A 17,059-nucleotide genomic window follows, 5' to 3' on the forward strand; every position below is an offset into this window, starting at 1 on the left:
CATTGATTTCTTAATTCCTCCTCATTCCGACTCTGGACAAGGTGATTCGGGTCTGATCAATTGGAGGTGATTCGGGATGTGCGGCGTGCCGGATCAACGAATGCGGCTACGAGGGGTGAGACATGCGAGCGGACGCGTCAAGCGCGCCGGCAGGGGGACGTTTGTCCCGATTCGAGACCCTGCTGAGCGCTAAAGCCGAGATCGTCGGACACGCGAAAATCCTCGCCGCCCCAGCCTACGAAAAGCTCCTCCGCTCCGAGCGGCCCCTGCGCCGCAGCATCCCCGTCCTGATTGTCCTGTTCCTGGCCGTCGCGGCCATAGCCCGTTTCGCCTCGCTGGTCGGCGAGCATGACGGCATCGAGCGCGAGGTCGCCCGCGACCTGAAGATCGCCGCGACGCTGATGCGCGCCGAGAGCCGGTCCGCGCTGCTCGCCGACGGCAGCATCGATGGCGCCGCGCTGCTGACCAGCGAAATTCCGGCCGAGGTAGTCGAGCACGGGCGCTTCGCGGTGATCAGCGACGCCGCCGGCCGGATCACCGCGGCGATGCCCGGCTACGACCGGCTGATCGGCCAGGATCTCCGCCTCTTGATGGGCGACTCCCAGGCGCTGCTGATGTTCGGCGAGCGGGCCGGCGTCCAGGAGACCGATTTCGAGGGCGAAGCCGCCTATGTGGCGAGCGCCACGCTCGGCGAGGGCGCCGGCACGGTCAGCTTCATCCAGCCCGAGGCGGAGCTGTTCGCCAGCTGGCAGTCCTCGGTCTACACCAATGTGACGCTGTTCGTGCTGACCAGCTTCATGATGCTGGTGATGCTCTACGCCTATTTTCGCCAGTCGATCCGGGCCGAGGACGCCGACGCGCTCTATCTCGAGACGCATCTGCGCGTCGACACCGCGCTGTCGCGCGGCCATTGCGGCCTCTGGGACTGGGACATCGGCCGCGGCCGGATGTACTGGTCGCGTTCGATGTACGAGATCCTCGGCATGGTGCCGCGCGACGACGTCCTGTCCTTCGGCGAGATCGCGCCGCTGCTGCATCCCGGCGACGGCAGCCTGTTCGACGTCGCTCGCGGCGTCGCCGCCGGGCGCATCGGCCATCTCGACCGCGTCTTCCGGATGCGCCGCAGCGACGGCACCTATGTCTGGCTGCGGGCCCGCGCCGACGTCACGCGCTGCGGCGACCACGAGGTGCACCTGATCGGCGTCGCGGTCGACGTCAGCGAGCAGCAGGAACTCGCCCGCCGCTCCGACGAGGCCAACGAGCAGCTCAACAGCGCCATCGAGAACATCTCCGAGACCTTCGTGCTCTGCGACAATCGCGACCGGGTCGTCCTGTGCAACTCCAAATACCGCGAGACCTTCGGCCTGACCGAGGCGGACGTCGCCCGCGGCACGCCGCTCGAAACGGTGATGGCCAAGGCGCGGCGGCCGATCGACAGCCAGCTGGTGACCAGCCCCACCTTCACCGCCGGCGAACGCGCCTCCGAGGCGCTGCTGCCGGACGGGCGATGGCTGCTGATGTCGGAGCGCCGCACCGCCGACGGTGGGTTCGTGTCGATCGGCACCGACGTCACCCAGCTGAAGCTGCACCAGGCGCGGCTGTCGGATTCCGAGCGCCGCCTGATCGCCGTCATCGAGGATCTGTCGACCGCCCGCCGCGACGCCGAGCGCAAGGCCGGCCAGCTGAGCGAGCTGAACGCCAGCTTCGCCGCCGAGAAGGAGCGCGCCGAGACCGCCTCGCGCGCCAAGACGACCTTCCTCGCCAACATGTCGCACGAGCTGCGCACGCCGCTGAACGCCATTCTCGGCTTCTCCGAGATCATGCGCGACGGCACGTTCGGGCCGATCGGCTGCCAGAAGTACACCGAGTACTGCGAGGACATCCACCAGAGCGGCCACTATCTGCTGCGGCTGATCAACGACATCCTCGACATGGCCAAGATCGAGGCCGGCCGGCTGATCCTCAACCCGGAGGAGGTCGACCTCGCAGAGACCGTCGCCGAGGCGATGAAGATCGTCGAGATCCAGGCCGCCAGGAAGCAGCTGACGCTCGCGGTGGCGGCGCCGGAGCGCCTGCAGATCCGCTCCGACCGGCGCGCCACCAAGCAGATCCTGATCAATCTCCTGTCGAACGCGGTGAAGTTCACCGAGGCCGGCGGATCGGTGCGGCTCGGCGTCAAGCAGGTCGGCGACTCCGTGCTGATCTCGATCGGCGACGACGGCATGGGCATCCCGCAGGAGGCGCTGCGCACGCTCGGCCGGCCGTTCGAGCAGATCGAGAACGAGTGGACCCGCACCAACAAGGGCACCGGCCTCGGCCTCGCCATCGCGCGCTCGCTGGTCGAGCTGCATGGCGGGCGGATGCGGATCTCCTCGCGGGTCGGGGTCGGTACGATCGTCGCGCTGCGCCTGCCGGCCGCGGGCTTCGACAAATGCGAGCAGCCGGCCCTGGCGATCGCCACCGCCGCCTGACGCCGCCTCAGCGCTGGCGCATCGCCGCGCCCGCCGGCGCCGCTTCGCCGGCTTCCTCCTCGATCGGCAACAGCGTCTCGAAGGCCGACCGCGTCGCCGCCGCCTCGGCCGCCAGCTGCGGCTCGATCCCGTCCGCCGATTCCGCGCCGATGGTCCTCGCCAGCCGCTCGCGGAGGCCCGGCGGCAGGTCGGACACCGCGCCGACGCCGGAAGGCCCCAGCCGCAGCACCTGGATCACCGCGGTGAAGCAGCGCATCGTCCCCGGCAGGTCCGCCTCGATCGGCGCCGGCGGGTCGCCGAGATCCGCCGCCGCCAGGACGTCCGCCGTCGGGTGCCCGACGAGGTCGAGCGGCGCGCGGCCGGTCAGCAGCGCCCATTGCGCCAGGAATTCGAGATCGATCAGCCCGCCCGGCCGCAGCTTGAGGTCGAGCGGGCCCTTCGGCGGCTTCTCCCGCTCCAGGCGGGCCCGCATCGTGGCGACGTCGCGGGCGGTCTCGGCCGGGTCGCGCGGCGCGGCAAGCAGCGCCCGCACCGTCGCAGCGACCTCGTCCCGCAGGCCGGGGTCGCCCGCCACGGTGCGCGAGCGGGTCAGCGCCATGCGCTCCCAGGTCCAGGCCTCGGCCTCCTGGTAGCGCCGGAACCGGTCGATATGGGTGGCGAGCGGGCCCATGTTGCCGGACGGGCGCAGGCGGAAATCCACCTCGTAGAGCACGCCCTCGCGCATCGGCGCGGTCAGCGCCGCGATCAGCCGCTGCGTCAGCCGGGCGAAATACACCTTCGCCGGCAGCTTCTTCTCGCCGTCGGATTCTTCCGCATCAGGATCATGGTCGTAGAGCAGGATGAGGTCGACGTCCGAGCCCGCCGTCAGCTCGCGGCTGCCGAGCCGGCCCATGCCGAGCAGCGCGACGCGGGCGCCGGGCACGCGGCCGTGGCGCTCGGCGAAGGCGTCCGAGACCGCCGCCAGCGTCGCCTCGAGCACGACGTCGGCGATGTTGGAGAAGGCCGGCCCCGCCTCGCCGACATCGACCACGCCGCTGAGCAGCCGCGCGCCGACCAGGAAGCGCTGCTCGGAGGCGAAGATCCGCAGCCGCGCCAGCACTTCCTCGTAGCCCTGCGCATCGGCGAGGAACGGCGCCAGCCGCTCGGCCATCAGCGCCCGGTCGGGCACCTCGTCGAAGAAGGCCGGGTCCAGCAGCGCGTCAAAGACGTGCGGCCGGGCCGCCATCGTCGCCGTCAGCATCGGTGACGACGTGATGATCAGCGCCAGGAGGTCGAGGATGCGCGGGTTGGAGGCGATCAGCGAGAAGAACTGGATGCCCGCCGGCAGGCCGGCGAGGAACGTGTCGAAGGCGGCGATGGCCGCATCCGGGTCGCGCGCGTCGGCGAAGGCCTCGAGCAGCAGCGGCATGACCTTGGCCAGCCGCTCCCGCGCCGCCTCCGAGCGGGTCGCCCGGTAGCGGCCGTAATTCCAGGACCGCACGATCCGCGCGATGTCGGCGGGCCGCGCATAGCCGAGCTCGGCCAGCCGCTTCAGGCTGTCCGGATCGTCGTCGGTGGACAGCAGCCGCTCGAAGCCGCCTTCCGGCACCGCCCCCCGGTCGCGGTTGCGCCCGTCGTTGAACAGGCGGGTGAAGTGCCGGTCGACCCGCCGCAGGCGCTCCAGCAGCGCCGTCGAGAAAGCCTCGCGATCGGGAAAACCGGCCAGCCGCGCGATGCGCTCGAGCCCGTCCGGATCCTCAGGCAGCGTATGGGTCTGCTCGTCGGCGACCATCTGGATGCAGTGCTCGATCCGGCGCAGGAACCAGTAGTCGTCCTTGAGCTCGCGCTCGGTGTCCGCCGCGATCCAGCCGCCGCCGGTGAGTGCCGCCAGCGCCTTGTCGGTGCGCCGCTGCCGCAGGCCGGGGGACCGGCCGCCGGCAATCAGCTGCTGCGCCTGGACGAAGAACTCCACCTCGCGGATGCCGCCGCGCCCCAGCTTGACGTTGTGGCCGGCGACGGCGATCTCGTCGAAGCCGCGATGCTCGTCGATGCGCGACTTCATCGCCTGGATGTCGGCGATCGCCGCGAAGTCCAGATAGCGCCGCCACACGAAGGGCGTCAGCTCCTGCAGGAACGCCTCGCCCGCCGCCCGGTCGCCCGCGACCGGCCGCGCCTTGATCATCGCGGCGCGCTCCCAGTTGCGCCCGCTACCCTCGTAATAGGTCATCGCCGCGTCGGTGGAGATCGCCAGCGGCATGGCACCGGGGTCCGGCCGCAGGCGCAGATCGGTGCGGAAGACGTAGCCGTCGGCGGTGCGCTCGCCGATCATCCGCACCAGCCGGCGCACCAGCCGCGAGAACACGTCCACCTGCTCGCCCGCATCGGTGCAGATGCCGGCGTCGGCGTCGAAGAACACGATCAGGTCGACGTCGCTGGAATAGTTGAGCTCGCCGGCTCCCAGCTTGCCCATGCCGAGCACGAAGATGCCGCAGCCGTGCTCCGGGTCGTCCGGATGCGGCAGTTGCAGCTTGCCGGCGCGATGCGCGTCGGCAAGGCAAAAGCGCATGGCGGCGTCGATCGCCGCTTCCGCCAGGGCCGAGAGGTCGGCGGTGGTCTCGGCGACCGACGCCGCCCCGAACAGGTCGCGCAGCGCGATCAGCAGGCTGGCCTCGCGCTTGATGCGGCGCAGTTCGCGCATCATCGCGGATTCGCCGAGATCGGCGCCGGCAAGGCCGGCGGCTTCCGCGATCAGCGCGTCGATCCGGGCCCGCGGCTCATGGTCGAAGAGCCCGTCCAGCCATTCCGGATGCTGCAGCATCTCGGCGTTGAGGTGGGTGGAGAGGTCGAGGATCGCGGCGAGCGCGTCGACCTGCTTGCCGCCGCCGGCCAGGAACGCCTCCAGCCGCGGCAGTTCCCTCGCCGCCGCCGCCTTGCGCAGGTCGGCGAGCCAGGCCGCGGCCTTGTCGGGGTCGAGCGGGAGCGGGCGGATGTCTCCGCCGATCCCGAGGCAGGGTCGGTCATCCGCCATCGCTGCTGCTGGTCCTTCCATCGAGGGGAAACACCAGCACAACTCTAAGGCCGGGCGCGGCATCCTCAAGCGTCAGCTCGCCGTCATGCACGCGAACGATCGCCTGCACCAGCGACAGGCCGAGGCCCGAGCCCGGCATCGTGCGGCTGCGGTCGAGCCGGTAGAAGCGCTCCAGCACCCGCTCGTACTGGTCGGCGGGGATGCCGGGGCCGTCGTCCTCCACCGAAAGCCGGCACATGCCGTCCGCCACCGCGAGGCGGATCGTCACCGTCGTCGGCCGGTCGGGCGCGACGGCATATTTCAGCGCATTGTCGATGAGGTTGGACAGGGCCTGGGCGATCAGCTCGCGGCTGACCAGCGCCATGACCGGCGACGGCGCATCGACGACCAGCCGCGCGTCCACCTCTTCGGCCAGCGGCTCGTAGAGTTCGGCGACGTCGGCGACGATCGCCGCGATGTCGACGCTCTGCTTCAGCACCGGGTGCGAGCCCGCCTCGACCCGCGAGATCATCAGCAGCGCGTCGAAGGTGCGGATCATCTGGTCGGCCTCGCCGAGCATGCCCTCCAGCGCCTCGCGCGGGCCCCCCTCGCCCGCCCCCGCCCCCACGGCAAGCGCCGCCTCGGCGCGGTTGCGCAGCCGCGTCAGCGGCGTCTTCAGGTCGTGGGCGATGTTGTCGGAGACCTGCCGCAGTCCCTCCTGCAGCAGCGCGACGCGCGCCAGCAGCCGGTTGAGGTTCTCCGACAGCCGGTCGAATTCGTCGCCTGCCCCGGTCACCGGCAGCCGCTCGCTGAGGTCGCCGGCAAGAATCCGGTTGCTGGCCGCAGACATCCGGTCGAGCCGCTGCAGCGCCTTGCGGCCGACGAAGACCCAGGCCAGCACCGCCGCCGCGCTCATCAATGCGAGCGCCAGGATCAGCGCCGAGCGGACGATCTCGCGGAAGCGCTCCTGTTCGGTCTGGTCGCGCCCGACAAGAATGCGCATGCCGTTCGGCAGGCTGAAGACCTCGGCGACGGCGATATAGTAGCGGTTCCTGGCGTCTTCGGAGAAGCGTTCGTAGCCGAAGGCGTTCTCGGTGAATCCGTTCTCGTCCAGGACCCCGACCTGCAGGCTCTCGACATTGCCGGCGATGATCCGCCCGGTGGCGTCGGTGACGAGATAGAGCGAGGCGCCCGGCTGGCGCGCCCGCCGGTCGATCGTCCGCACCAACCCGACGATGCCGGTTGTCTGGTAGATCAGGGAGAGTTCGCTGATCTCTTCCGAGATCGCGGCACGGCTCTGGTTCTTCAGGATGTTCGATGCCGTGGCGGTGACGTAGAACACCAGCACGACGGCGCAGATGGCGAAAAGCAGGAGATAAACCGCGGACAGGCGAACCGCCGTCATCCGCATCAGCGCCTTTAGCCGCGCCATGCCCTATTCGCCGGCGCGCATGATGTAGCCCGAGCCGCGCACCGTATGCAGCAGAGGCGAGCCGAACTCGCGCTCGATCTTCGAGCGCAGCCGCGAGACATGCACGTCGATGACGTTGGTCTGCGGGTCGAAATGATAGTCCCAGACGTTCTCCAGCAGCATGGTGCGGGTCACCACCTGGTTGGCGTGCTTCATCAGATATTCCAGCAGGCGGAACTCGCGCGGCTGCAGGACGATCGGCTTCCCGCCGCGCTTGACCTCGTGCGACAGCCGGTCGAGTTCGAGGTCGCCGACGCGGTAGGCGGTCTCGACCTCCTTGCCGCCGCGGCGGCGGCCGAGCACCTCGATCCGCGCCAGCAGTTCGGAGAAGGCGAAGGGCTTGGGCAGGTAGTCGTCGCCGCCGGCCCGCAGGCCGGTGACTCGGTCGTCGACCTGGCCGAGCGCCGAAAGGATCAGCGCCGGCGTGCCGTTGCCCTTCTCGCGCAGGCCTGAGACCACCGAGAGCCCGTCACGTGCCGGAAGCATGCGGTCGACGATCAAGACGTCGTAGCTGCGGGTATCGGCCATGTGGAAGCCGTCCTCGCCGTTGGCGGCGTGCTCGGCGACATGGCCTGCCTCGCGCAGCGCCTTGACGAGATAGGCGGCCGCCTCGCGGTCGTCTTCGATGATGAGAATGCGCATGGAAACGGGAGAAAGCCCCTCGGCTGCAACAGAAGACATGTCCGTTCCCTATCTCGTCGATCGTCGTCAAAAGAAAAGGCGGCGGCACCGAAGCGTCTCGTTTCCGAAACGCCACCGGCCCCGCCGCCCGGGACGGGGTCGCGAAGGACCCCGTCCATCGTCATGGTCAGCTCTTGGCGATCGGCAGCGCGACGAAGCGGTTCTGGTCGCCGTTGCGCAGCTGGAAGAGCGCTGCATTGCGGCCGGATTCCGAAGCCTCGGAGATCGCGTCCTGGACCTCCTTCTGGCTGGAGACCTCCGTGCCGTTGACGGCGACGATGACGTCGCCGGCCTGCACGCCACGGTCCGCCGCGGACGAGTCCGGGTCGACATTCGTCACCACCACGCCGTCGCCGTCTTCCGACGGCGTCAGCGTCAGGCCATAGCCCGACAGCGAGGACGGATCGACCGACGGCCGTCCGGAAGACCCTTCGGCCGAAGCCGCCTCGTCGAGGCTGGACAGGTCGCCGAGCGTCACGGCGATCTCCTGGGCCTTGCCGTCGCGCCAGACGGTCACGTCGACCTTGGCATTCGGCCGGTAGTCGGCGACCTTGCGGGCCAGTTCGCGCGGGCCCTCGACGGTCTCGCCGTTGACCGCGGTGATCACGTCGCCGGTCTCGATGCCGGCCTTGGAAGCCGGGGTCTCGGTGTCCGGCAGGGTGACGATCGCGCCGTTGTCGTCGGCGAGGCCGACAGCCTCGGCGATGTCGGCGGTCACCGGCGCGATCTGCACGCCCAGCCAGCCGCGCTCGACACTGCCATTCTCGCGCAGCGACTTGATCACGTCCTTGGCGACCGAAGCCGGGATGGCGAAGGCGATGCCGACATTGCCACCCGACGGCGAGAAGATCGCGGTGTTGACGCCGATGACCTTGCCGTTGAGATCGAAGGCCGGGCCGCCGGAATTGCCGCGATTGACCGCCGCGTCGATCTGCAGGAAGTCGTCGTAGGGGCCGGCGCCGATGTCGCGGCCGCGGGCCGAGACGATGCCGGCCGTCACCGAGCCGCCGAGGCCGAACGGATTGCCGACGGCGACGACCCACTCGCCGACGCGCACGCCATCATCGCTGCCGAACTCGACATAGGTGAAGGTGCGATCCGCGTCGTCGACCTTGAGCAGGGCGAGGTCGGTACGCGGGTCGGTGCCGATCAGCTTGGCATCGAACTCGGTGCCGTCATCCATGACTACCGTGTACTTGCTGCCACCTTCGACGACGTGGTTGTTGGTGACCACGTAGCCGTCGTCGGAGATGAAGAAGCCCGAGCCCTGGCCCATCGCGTTGCGGGGCTCGCGCGGCGGGGTCATGCCGCGCGGCATGCCGGGGCTGCCAGGAACGTCGAAGAAGCGGCGCAGCGGATGGTCTTCCGGCAGATTGCCGAACGGGCTTTCCATCTGGGCGCCGTCGTTCGCCGCCGGCGTGATGTTCTGGGTGACGCGCACGGATACGACCGCCGGGGAGACCTTCTCCACGACGTCCGCAAAGCCGAAATTCTCGGTCGGCGCTTCGACCTTGACCGGATCTGCGAGCACCGGCACGGTGTTGGTCAGCATTCCGCCGGCGAGGACCGATCCGGCAACGCCGGCGGCCAGGACGCTGGCGATCACGCCGCGGCGCGTCTTCTTGCTGTTGACTTGGTTTCGCATCGGAGACCCTTTTTCCGTTGAATTCGTCGGCGGCTCGTTCCGCTGGATGGCGGATAGCTGCTGATGACGGGGAAAATAGGGACGCCCGGATTACGGGAGGTTTTCGGCCGTGTGAAATGTTCGTAAGGTTGCCTTGCTCAGGCGGCCTGCTGCGCCGGCTATTGCCGCGACCGTGCAAGATCGTCGAGCGCCGCCTCTTCCTCGGCCGAGAGCGCGGCGACAGCGCTTTCGCGGCGGCGCTGCCGGACGCTGGACACCGCGAAGGCGACGCCGGAGAGCAGCACGACGACGGGCGTCGCCCAGAGCGCCAGCGTGCCCCACTCGAAGCGCGGCTTCAGCAGCACGAACTCGCCGTAGCGCGACACCAGATAGTCGATCACCTCGGCATTGGTATCGCCGGCGACCAGCCGCTGGCGCACCAGCACCCGCAGGTCCTTGGCGAGTTCGGCGTCCGAATCGTCGATGGACTGGTTCTGGCAGACGAGGCACCTGAGGCCCGCCGAAAGGTCGCGGGCGCGCGATTCCAGCGCCGGATCGGCCAGCACCTCGTCGGGCTGCACGGCGCCTGCGGGCGACATTACCGCGCCCGGAAGCAGCAGCAGCGCCAGCGCGATGACGGCGAGGATGCGGCGAAGGCGCGGCAGCAACGTCACGCCTCCGCCAGCCGCGGGCCGCGGCCGCGCGCCGGCGCGCCGACCCGCAGCCGCCGGTCGGCGAGCGAGACCGTGCCGCCGACGGCCATGAAGATCGCGCCGATCCAGATCAGCGTGATCAGCGGCTTCCACCAGATCCGCACGACGATGCCGCCATCGGGCGCCGGATCGCCGAGCGAGATGTAGAGCTGCGAGAACCAGCTTGTGACGATCCCCGCCTCGGTCGTCGGCATCTGCCTTGCCGGGTAGAAGCGCTTGGCACTCTCCATCGTCCCGGCGCCGACCCCGTCCCGGCGCAGCGTGAAGGTGCCGACCTGCTCCTCGTAGTTCGGCCCCGCCCGCGCCGCGACGCCGTCGAACTGCACCGAATAGCCGCCTGCATCGACACTCTGGCCGGGCGCCATCGTCGTTACCGTCTCAGTCTCGAAGGCGGTGGTGGCGACGATGCCGAGCACCGTCACGCCGAGGCCGAAATGCGCCAGCGCCGTGCCGAAGGCCGACCGCGGCAGGCCGCGCAGCCGGGCCAGCCCGACGCGCCAGCCGACCTTGGCGAAATTCGCCCGGCCGAAGAGATCGACCAGGCTGCCGACCAGCAGCCAGACCGCCAGGCCGAAGCCGAGCGCGGCGAGGATCTCGCCGCCGGAATTGGCGGCCACCGTCGCGAAGATGGCGAGCATCGCCGCGCCGACGGCGACATACAGCCGCTGCGCCGCCGCCAGCAGGTCGCCCCGCTTCCACGCGAGCAGCGGACCGAACGGCACAGCCAGCAGCAGCGGCACCATCAGCGGCCCGAAGGTCAGGTCGAAGAACGGCGCGCCGACGGAGATCTTCTCGCCGGTGAGAACCTCGAGCAGCAGCGGGTAGAGCGTGCCGATCAGCACCGTCGCCGCCGCCGTCGTCAGGAACAAATTGTTGAGCACCAGCGCGCCCTCGCGGCTGATCGGAGCGAACAGGCCGCCCGATTCCAGCGACGAGGCGCGGATGGCGAACAGCGCCAGCGAGCCGCCGATGAACAGGCAGAGGATCCCCAGGATGAACACGCCGCGCTCCGGGTCGACGGCGAAGGCGTGCACCGAGGTGAGGACGCCGGAGCGCACGAGGAAGGTGCCGAGCAGCGACAGCGAGAAGGTCAGGATGGCGAGCAGGATCGTCCAGATCTTCAGCGCCGAGCGCTTTTCCATCACCAGCGCCGAATGCAGCAGCGCGGTGCCCGACAGCCAGGGCATGAACGAGGCGTTCTCGACCGGGTCCCAGAACCACCAGCCGCCCCAGCCGAGCTCGTAATAGGCCCAGTAGGAGCCCATCGCGATGCCGGCAGTGAGGAAGATCCAGGCCGCCAGCGTCCACGGCCGCACCCAGCGGGCCCAGGCGGCGTCGATCCGCCCGTCGATGAGTGCCGCCACCGCGAAGGAGAAGGCCACTGAGAAGCCGACATAGCCGAGATAGAGCAGCGGCGGATGGATCGCGAGGCCGATGTCCTGGAGGATCGGGTTGAGGTCCTGGCCCTCCATCGGCGCCGGTACCAGCCGCGTGAACGGGTTCGAGGTGGTCAGGATGAACAGCAGGAAGGCGGTGGTGATCCAGGCCTGCACCGCCAGCACGTTGGCCTTCAGGCTGGCCGGCAGGTCGCGGCCGAACAGCGCCACCAGCGCGCCGAAGAACACCAGGATCAGCACCCACAGGAGCATCGAGCCCTCGTGGTTCCCCCAGACGCCGGTGATCTTGTAGAGCATCGGCTTGAGCGAATGGGAGTTCTGGAAGACGTTCAGCACCGAGAAGTCGGACATCACGTAGGCGGCGGTGAGCGAGGAGAACGCGATGGCGAGCAGGACGAAGCTGGCCGTCGCCGTCAGCGGTCCGGTCTCCATCAGCCGGGCGTCGCCGGTGCGGGCGCCGATCGCCGGCAGCACCGACTGCAGGAGCGACAGCGACAGCGCCAGGATGAGCGCGTAGTGGCCGATCTCGACGATCATGAGCCGGCTCCCGCGTCCATCGAAACGGGCTTCGCCTCGGAATTGACCATCCCCTTGCCCTCCTCCCAGAGACCGCGCGCCTTCAGGTCGTCGACGACCTCCTTCGGCATGTAGTTCTCGTCGTGCTTGGCGAGCACCGTGTCGGCCATGAAGACCCGGTCCGGCCCGAGCGTGCCTTCGGTGACGACGCCCTGTCCCTCGCGGAAGAGGTCCGGCAGCAGGCCGGTATAGGCGACGGGCACGCTTTCCAGCGTGTCGGTGACGCGGAAGGTGACGTGCTTCGATCCGTCGCGGACCACCGACCCCGCCTCGACGAGGCCGCCGAGGCGGATCCGCTGCGTCGGGGCCGGGGCGTTGGCGACGATGTCGCTCGGCGAGTTGAAGAAGGCGACGGAGTCGGACAGCGCGGTGAGCACCAGGCCCGCCGCCGCGCCGATGACCACCAGGATCGCCGCGATCGAGGCTAGGCGCTTGGTCTTGCGGGTCATGGCTGCGTCTCCTGCGCGGCGAGGCCGAGTTCCGTCCCCAAAGCGGCGATCTCCCGCCCGGCGGCCGAGTCCGCGGCAAAGGTCCGCGAGGCGGTCCGGAAGGCTTCGCCGGCCCGGTCGTCCTCGCCCAGCACCCTATAGGAACGGATCAGCCGCTTCCATCCTTCCACGTCGTCAGGCTGGGCGGCGAGACGGTCGGCGAGCTGCGCCACCATGCCCTGGATCATCGCCTGACGGTCCGTCTCGGCCATCTGCGCCGCCGCCTCGACATCGGCGGCGGTCGGCCCCGACGCGGCCGGAGCCCCGCCCGCACCCGCCGCGGCTCCCGCACCGGAATCGGCCACGGGCGCGGCGCCGTTCTGGCGCGCGTCGGCGAGCGCGGCATTGGCGATCTGCATCCACGGCGCGTTCGGCGGGCTCATCTCGACGAGCTGCGACCACGCGACGGCGGCCTCCTGGTGGCGGTCCTCCTGCGACAGGTCGAGCGCCAGGAAGAACCGCGCCGGCAGGAAGGCGGGATTGATGGCGAGCGCCCGCTCGAAGGCGCCGCGCGCCTCGTCGGTGACCTCGCCGTCGGCCAGCTGGGTCAGCGCCTCGCCCAGCCCCGCCTCGCGCGGCGCCGAGGTGCCGAGCAGCCGGATCGCCTGGCGGAAGGCGTTGGCGGCATCCTCCGGCCGCTCCATGCGCAGGTAGATCGGCGCCAGCACGTCCCAGCCGCGGCCGTCCTCCGGCTCCGTCGCCAGCCGTTCCTCCGCGGCGGCGACCATCCGGCCGATATCGGGATCCGGCGTCTGGCCCGGCGCCTGGCGTCCGGCGAGCGGCAGGTCGGGAAGGCCGGGCGCGCCATAGAGATAATAGAGGCCGGCCGAACTGAGCGGCACCAGCGCCACCACGGCGACCACCGTGGCGACGGCGCCGCGCCGCCGCCAGCCGCGCGGCCCGCTTTCGGCGGCGAGCTTGGCCTTGCCGGCGGCGCGCAGCAGCCGGCGCCCGATCTCGGCGCGCGCCGTCGCCGCCTCGGCGGCGGGCATCGTGCCGCGCTCGACATCGGCCTCGAGCTCGCGCAGCTGGGCGGAATAGACCTCGACGTCGTGCTCGGCGCGCGAGGCCACCTGGCGCGGCGCATCGGCAAACAGCGGCCACAAGGCGATGAGCGTCGCGGCAGCCGTCATGCCGGCTGCGACAAACCAGAAAATCATGCCACCCTTATACGAACAGCGGGAGCCGAGCGGAACAGGCCGGCGGACCCGGCTCTCGCTTCCCGCGGTTTCATTGCAAGACGCGGCGAGGCTCTAGCAGAGCGGGCGATGCCTGCCCATTCAAATCAAAGGGAAAGCGGGTACGTAGATTCCGCAGGTCGCCCATCTCTAGACGCCAGACAGCAGACGGGCACCTGCGGGCGGATGCGCAGTGACGCGATCTAGGCCGCCTGATGCGCACCGGTATCTTGGAGCAGCGCGAGAATGCTCTGCGGCGAACGCTCGATCAGTAGCAGGTAGGCGCGCACGCCGCCGAGAGGCCGCGCCCGCCCCTGCTCCCACTCGCGGATCTGGTTGATGGTGAAGCCGAAGGCCGACGCGAACGCATCCTGCGACAGGCCCAGACGCCGACGCATGCCTCGGACGTCCAGTTCGGCAGGAACATGAAGCTTGACGGGCTTGAGCTCACCCCGCGCGATCCGAACCGCTTCGTCCAGACCCTCCGAAATCCTTTCGAAGGCCTCCTTGCTCATCTGTCCTCACCCACTTTCGTCACGCGTTGCTTGTACTCATCGACCAGGACGGCTGCCATGGCCTTGAGCTTGTTCCGCTCGCCGGCGGTCAGGCTGGCACGCTCGCCCTTCGAGAACACCGTAATGAGAAAGACGGGAACAGCCTCACCGGAATAGAAGGTGATGGTCCGATAGCCGCCGCTCTTGCCTTTCCCGCGACCGGCCACGCGAAGCTTCCGACACCCGCCGGTGCCCTTCATCTCCTCGCCGGCAGCCGGGTTCTCGGCGAGGTAATCGACGAGAGCGTTGATCTCGCTCTCGGTCATGCCCGCTGCCCGGGCCGCGCGCTCGAATGCGGAGGTCAGGCAGACGGAGTGCATGGATCAGATGATACGTAACTTACGTATCATGTCAATCGAGACAAGGCGCCCGTGAAGCCGCCCGCCGCCTTACGCCACCGGCTTCCAGTAACCTTCCGCGGTCTTGCAGGCAGTGCCGACCGTCTTGGTCGGCTGCGCCGTGCCCTTGAAGGTGTGCGAATAGCCGCGGCAATCCTGCGAGCCGACGCGGTAGAGCTGCGTCGGCACCACCTCGCCGCTGAAGCCGTCGGCGGCCCAGGCGACCGGCTGGCCCGGCAGGCCGAACTGCAGCGCCTGGAATTCCGCCTCCAGCGCCCGCGAGCGCGCCTGCGACGGCCAGGCGCGCGTCGCCTCGTTCTGGCCGATCAGGCCGCCGTCCAGCGCCGTCACGCCGGCCGATGCCGCGCCGAAGCCGCCGCCGCCTCCCAGGCCGCCGCTGAGACAGCCGGCGAAAGGCAGCAGCAACAGCGGCACGGCGAGCTTCGACAGGGTGCGCATGGCGTTCATCCGATGGGACATTCTGCCGGCGGAGCGTCGGCGTCTTTCCGGGGGGAGTTCGTCGCTTCGCCCCGCGATGTCAAGCCGCCAGCGAACCGAGCGCGCGCGGCAGGGCGATCTCGGCGCGCAATCCGCCCAGCGTCGAACGCCCGAAACCCAGCGTGCCGCGATATTCCGCCACCATGTCGGAGACAATGGAAAGGCCGAGGCCGCTGCCCGGCACCGCCTCGTCGAGGCGCCGGCCACGCTTCGTCGCGACCGCGATCTCGGCCTCACTGAGCCCCGGCCCGTCATCCTCCACGACGATCGCCAGGCGCTCCGGCGAGATAGCCGAGGCGCCCAGCCGGACGCGGCCCGTGGCCCATTTGCCGGCATTCTCGAGGAGGTTGCCGAGGATCTCCTCGAGGTCCTGCTGCTCGCCGGCGAACACCAGCTCGCCGGCATCCGCGGCGTCGAATTCCAGTTCCAGATGCGGGTTGAGCTTGGCGACGACCCGGGCCAGCCGCTCCAGCACCGGCAGCACCGGCGTGCGGAAGACCGCGCCCTCCGACTGCGCCGCCACCCGCGCCCGGTCGAGATAATGCTGCACCTGCTGGCGCATGCGCTCGCTCTGGTCGGCGATGATCCGCCCGCGCTCGCCGCCCACCGCTTCCGCCTCGTTGACCAGCACGGCGATCGGGGTCTTCAGGGAATGCGCGAGATTGCCGACCTGGGTGCGCGAGCGCTCGACGATCCGGCGGTTGTTGTCGATCAGCGCGTTCAGCTCGACCGCCAGCGGCTCGATCTCGCTCGGGAACCGCCCTGTCAGCCGTTCCGCCCGGCCGGTGCGCACCCGCGACAGCGCCCGCCGCACCTCGCCGAGCGGGCGCAGCCCGAACAGGATGGCGAGCACGTTGACCAGGACGGTGCCAAGCCCCACCGCCCCGAGGTAAAGCGTCAGCGTCCGGTCGAAGCGCGCCATCTCGGCGGCGAGCACGCTGGCATTGCCCATCACCCTGAACCGCGCTGCATGGTTCTCGGCGTCGAGCACCACCTCGGTCTCCATGACCTTCAGCGTCTCGCCGTCGAGGCCCGGGATCTCGTAGCTGCGGCGATAGGCCGGATCGAACGGCGCCTCGGCCGTGGACACCTGCGGGATCGACAGGATGCCGAGCGAGCCCGACGATAGGCGGCCGCGGGTGTTCTCGCTCGCCGGCAGCACTTCCCAGTACCAGCCCGACAGCGGCTGCACGTAGCGCAGGTCGCCGAGATCGGGCGAGCCGGAGAGGAAGCCGTTCGCCCCGATGCCGACGCTGTTCACCAGGTTGTAGAGCTGCGCGGTCAAAAGGTCGTCGAAGCCTTTTTCGGCCGTCTGCGCGTAGAGCGACGAGATCAGCCCACCCGCCACGGCAAGCGCCAGCACCGCCCACAGGCTCGACAGGACGATGACGCGGGCGGTGAGGGACCTACCGGCCCGGGTCAGCATCGCGCATCCTGTAGCCCTGGCCGCGCACGGTCTCGATCAGGTCGATGCCGATCTTCTTGCGCAGGCGGCCGACGAAGACCTCGATCGTGTTGGAGTCGCGGTCGAAATCCTGGTCGTAGAGATGCTCGATGAGCTCGGTCCGCGAGACGATCTGGTCCTGGTGGTGCATCAAATAGTCGAGCAGCCGGTATTCGTGCGAGGTCAGCTTCAGCGGCGTGCCGTCCAGCGTCACGCGCGAGGCGCGCATGTCGAGCCGCAGCGGCCCGCAATGGATCTCCGACGAGGCGTGGCCGGCGGCGCGGCGGATCAGCGCCCGGACCCTCGCCAGCACTTCCTCGACGTGGAACGGCTTGGTGACGTAGTCGTCGGCGCCGGCGTCGATGCCGGCGACCTTGTCGCTCCAGCGGTCGCGGGCGGTCAGGATCAGCACCGGCATGCGGCGCCCTTCCCGGCGCCAGCGCTCGAGCACGCTGATGCCGTCCATCACCGGCAGGCCGACGTCGAGGATCACCGCGTCGTAGGGCTCGGTGTCGCCGAGAAAATGCCCCTCCTCGCCGTCGAAGGCGCGGTCGACCACGTAGCCGGCGCCGCCGAGCGCCTCGGTCAGCTGCCTGTTCAGAGTCTGGTCGTCCTCGACCACCAGGATGCGCATGAATTC

Annotated in this window: 14 protein-coding genes; 1 reads left to right on the forward strand and 13 read right to left on the reverse strand. The window is 69.7% G+C overall.

The genetic code is table 11. The annotated features are described in order from the left end of the window. Positions 1–161: 161 nt before the first annotated feature. Positions 162–2,471, forward strand: coding sequence for a PAS domain-containing sensor histidine kinase (locus tag LXB15_RS12715; RefSeq protein ID WP_233948807.1), 2,310 nt, complete (start codon positions 162–164; stop codon positions 2,469–2,471). Positions 2,472–2,478: 7 nt separating this feature from the next. Here LXB15_RS12715 and LXB15_RS12720 read toward each other — a convergent pair whose 3' ends face one another. The 13 genes from LXB15_RS12720 to LXB15_RS12780 form a co-directional block, all read right to left on the reverse strand. Next, positions 2,479–5,478: a bifunctional [glutamine synthetase] adenylyltransferase/[glutamine synthetase]-adenylyl-L-tyrosine phosphorylase gene (locus LXB15_RS12720; RefSeq protein ID WP_233948808.1), complete on the reverse strand. Its 3,000-nt coding sequence runs from the start codon at positions 5,476–5,478 to the stop codon at positions 2,479–2,481. Then, positions 5,468–6,889 carry a HAMP domain-containing sensor histidine kinase gene (locus LXB15_RS12725; RefSeq protein WP_233948809.1) on the reverse strand — a complete coding sequence of 474 codons (1,422 nt, stop codon included), beginning with the start codon at positions 6,887–6,889 and terminating at the stop codon, positions 5,468–5,470. Before LXB15_RS12725 ends, LXB15_RS12720 begins: the two co-directional genes overlap by 11 nt. Positions 6,890–6,892: 3 nt before the next feature. Further along, a complete protein-coding gene (locus LXB15_RS12730) occupies positions 6,893–7,609 on the reverse strand; it encodes a response regulator transcription factor (RefSeq protein WP_304502376.1) in 717 nt (238 codons plus the stop codon). Positions 7,610–7,736: 127 nt separating this feature from the next. Further along, complete coding sequence (locus LXB15_RS12735; RefSeq protein WP_233948810.1) at positions 7,737–9,254, reverse strand: Do family serine endopeptidase; 1,518 nt, start codon at positions 9,252–9,254, stop codon at positions 7,737–7,739. Positions 9,255–9,412: 158 nt separating this feature from the next. Next, the gene (locus tag LXB15_RS12740; RefSeq protein WP_233953157.1) at positions 9,413–9,832 is read right to left on the reverse strand and encodes a cytochrome c-type biogenesis protein; all 420 of its coding nucleotides are present in this window, start codon (positions 9,830–9,832) and stop codon (positions 9,413–9,415) included. Between the two features lie 71 nt (positions 9,833–9,903). Next, on the reverse strand, positions 9,904–11,880 hold the full coding sequence (locus tag LXB15_RS12745) for a heme lyase CcmF/NrfE family subunit (protein ID WP_233948811.1): 1,977 nt from the start codon (positions 11,878–11,880) through the stop codon (positions 9,904–9,906). Then, positions 11,877–12,368 carry a cytochrome c maturation protein CcmE gene (gene ccmE / locus LXB15_RS12750; protein ID WP_233948812.1) on the reverse strand — a complete coding sequence of 164 codons (492 nt, stop codon included), beginning with the start codon at positions 12,366–12,368 and terminating at the stop codon, positions 11,877–11,879. The genes LXB15_RS12745 and ccmE overlap by 4 nt, the downstream gene beginning before the upstream one ends. Continuing rightward, on the reverse strand, positions 12,365–13,567 hold the full coding sequence (gene ccmI / locus LXB15_RS21025; protein WP_304502377.1) for a c-type cytochrome biogenesis protein CcmI: 1,203 nt from the start codon (positions 13,565–13,567) through the stop codon (positions 12,365–12,367). The genes ccmE and ccmI overlap by 4 nt, the downstream gene beginning before the upstream one ends. Before the next feature lie 221 nt (positions 13,568–13,788). Next, positions 13,789–14,100: a DNA-binding transcriptional regulator gene (locus LXB15_RS12760; protein ID WP_233948813.1), complete on the reverse strand. Its 312-nt coding sequence runs from the start codon at positions 14,098–14,100 to the stop codon at positions 13,789–13,791. Next, entirely contained in the window at positions 14,097–14,459 is a 363-nt protein-coding gene (locus LXB15_RS12765; RefSeq protein ID WP_255696596.1) for a type II toxin-antitoxin system RelE/ParE family toxin, read from the reverse strand. The genes LXB15_RS12760 and LXB15_RS12765 overlap by 4 nt, the downstream gene beginning before the upstream one ends. Before the next feature lie 69 nt (positions 14,460–14,528). After that, positions 14,529–14,945 (reverse strand): hypothetical protein, encoded by a 417-nt coding sequence (locus LXB15_RS12770; RefSeq protein WP_233948815.1) that lies wholly within the window; start codon positions 14,943–14,945, stop codon positions 14,529–14,531. A 70-nt stretch (positions 14,946–15,015) separates the two neighbouring features. Continuing rightward, positions 15,016–16,401, reverse strand: a complete 1,386-nt coding sequence (locus LXB15_RS12775; protein WP_233948816.1) for an ATP-binding protein — start codon at positions 16,399–16,401, stop codon at positions 15,016–15,018. Then, on the reverse strand, positions 16,382–17,053 hold the full coding sequence (locus LXB15_RS12780; protein ID WP_233948817.1) for a response regulator transcription factor: 672 nt from the start codon (positions 17,051–17,053) through the stop codon (positions 16,382–16,384). Before LXB15_RS12780 ends, LXB15_RS12775 begins: the two co-directional genes overlap by 20 nt. Positions 17,054–17,059: the final 6 nt, after the last annotated feature.

The sequence above is a fragment of the Aurantimonas sp. HBX-1 genome (assembly GCF_021391535.1).
GTDB lineage: Bacteria > Pseudomonadota > Alphaproteobacteria > Rhizobiales > Rhizobiaceae > Aurantimonas.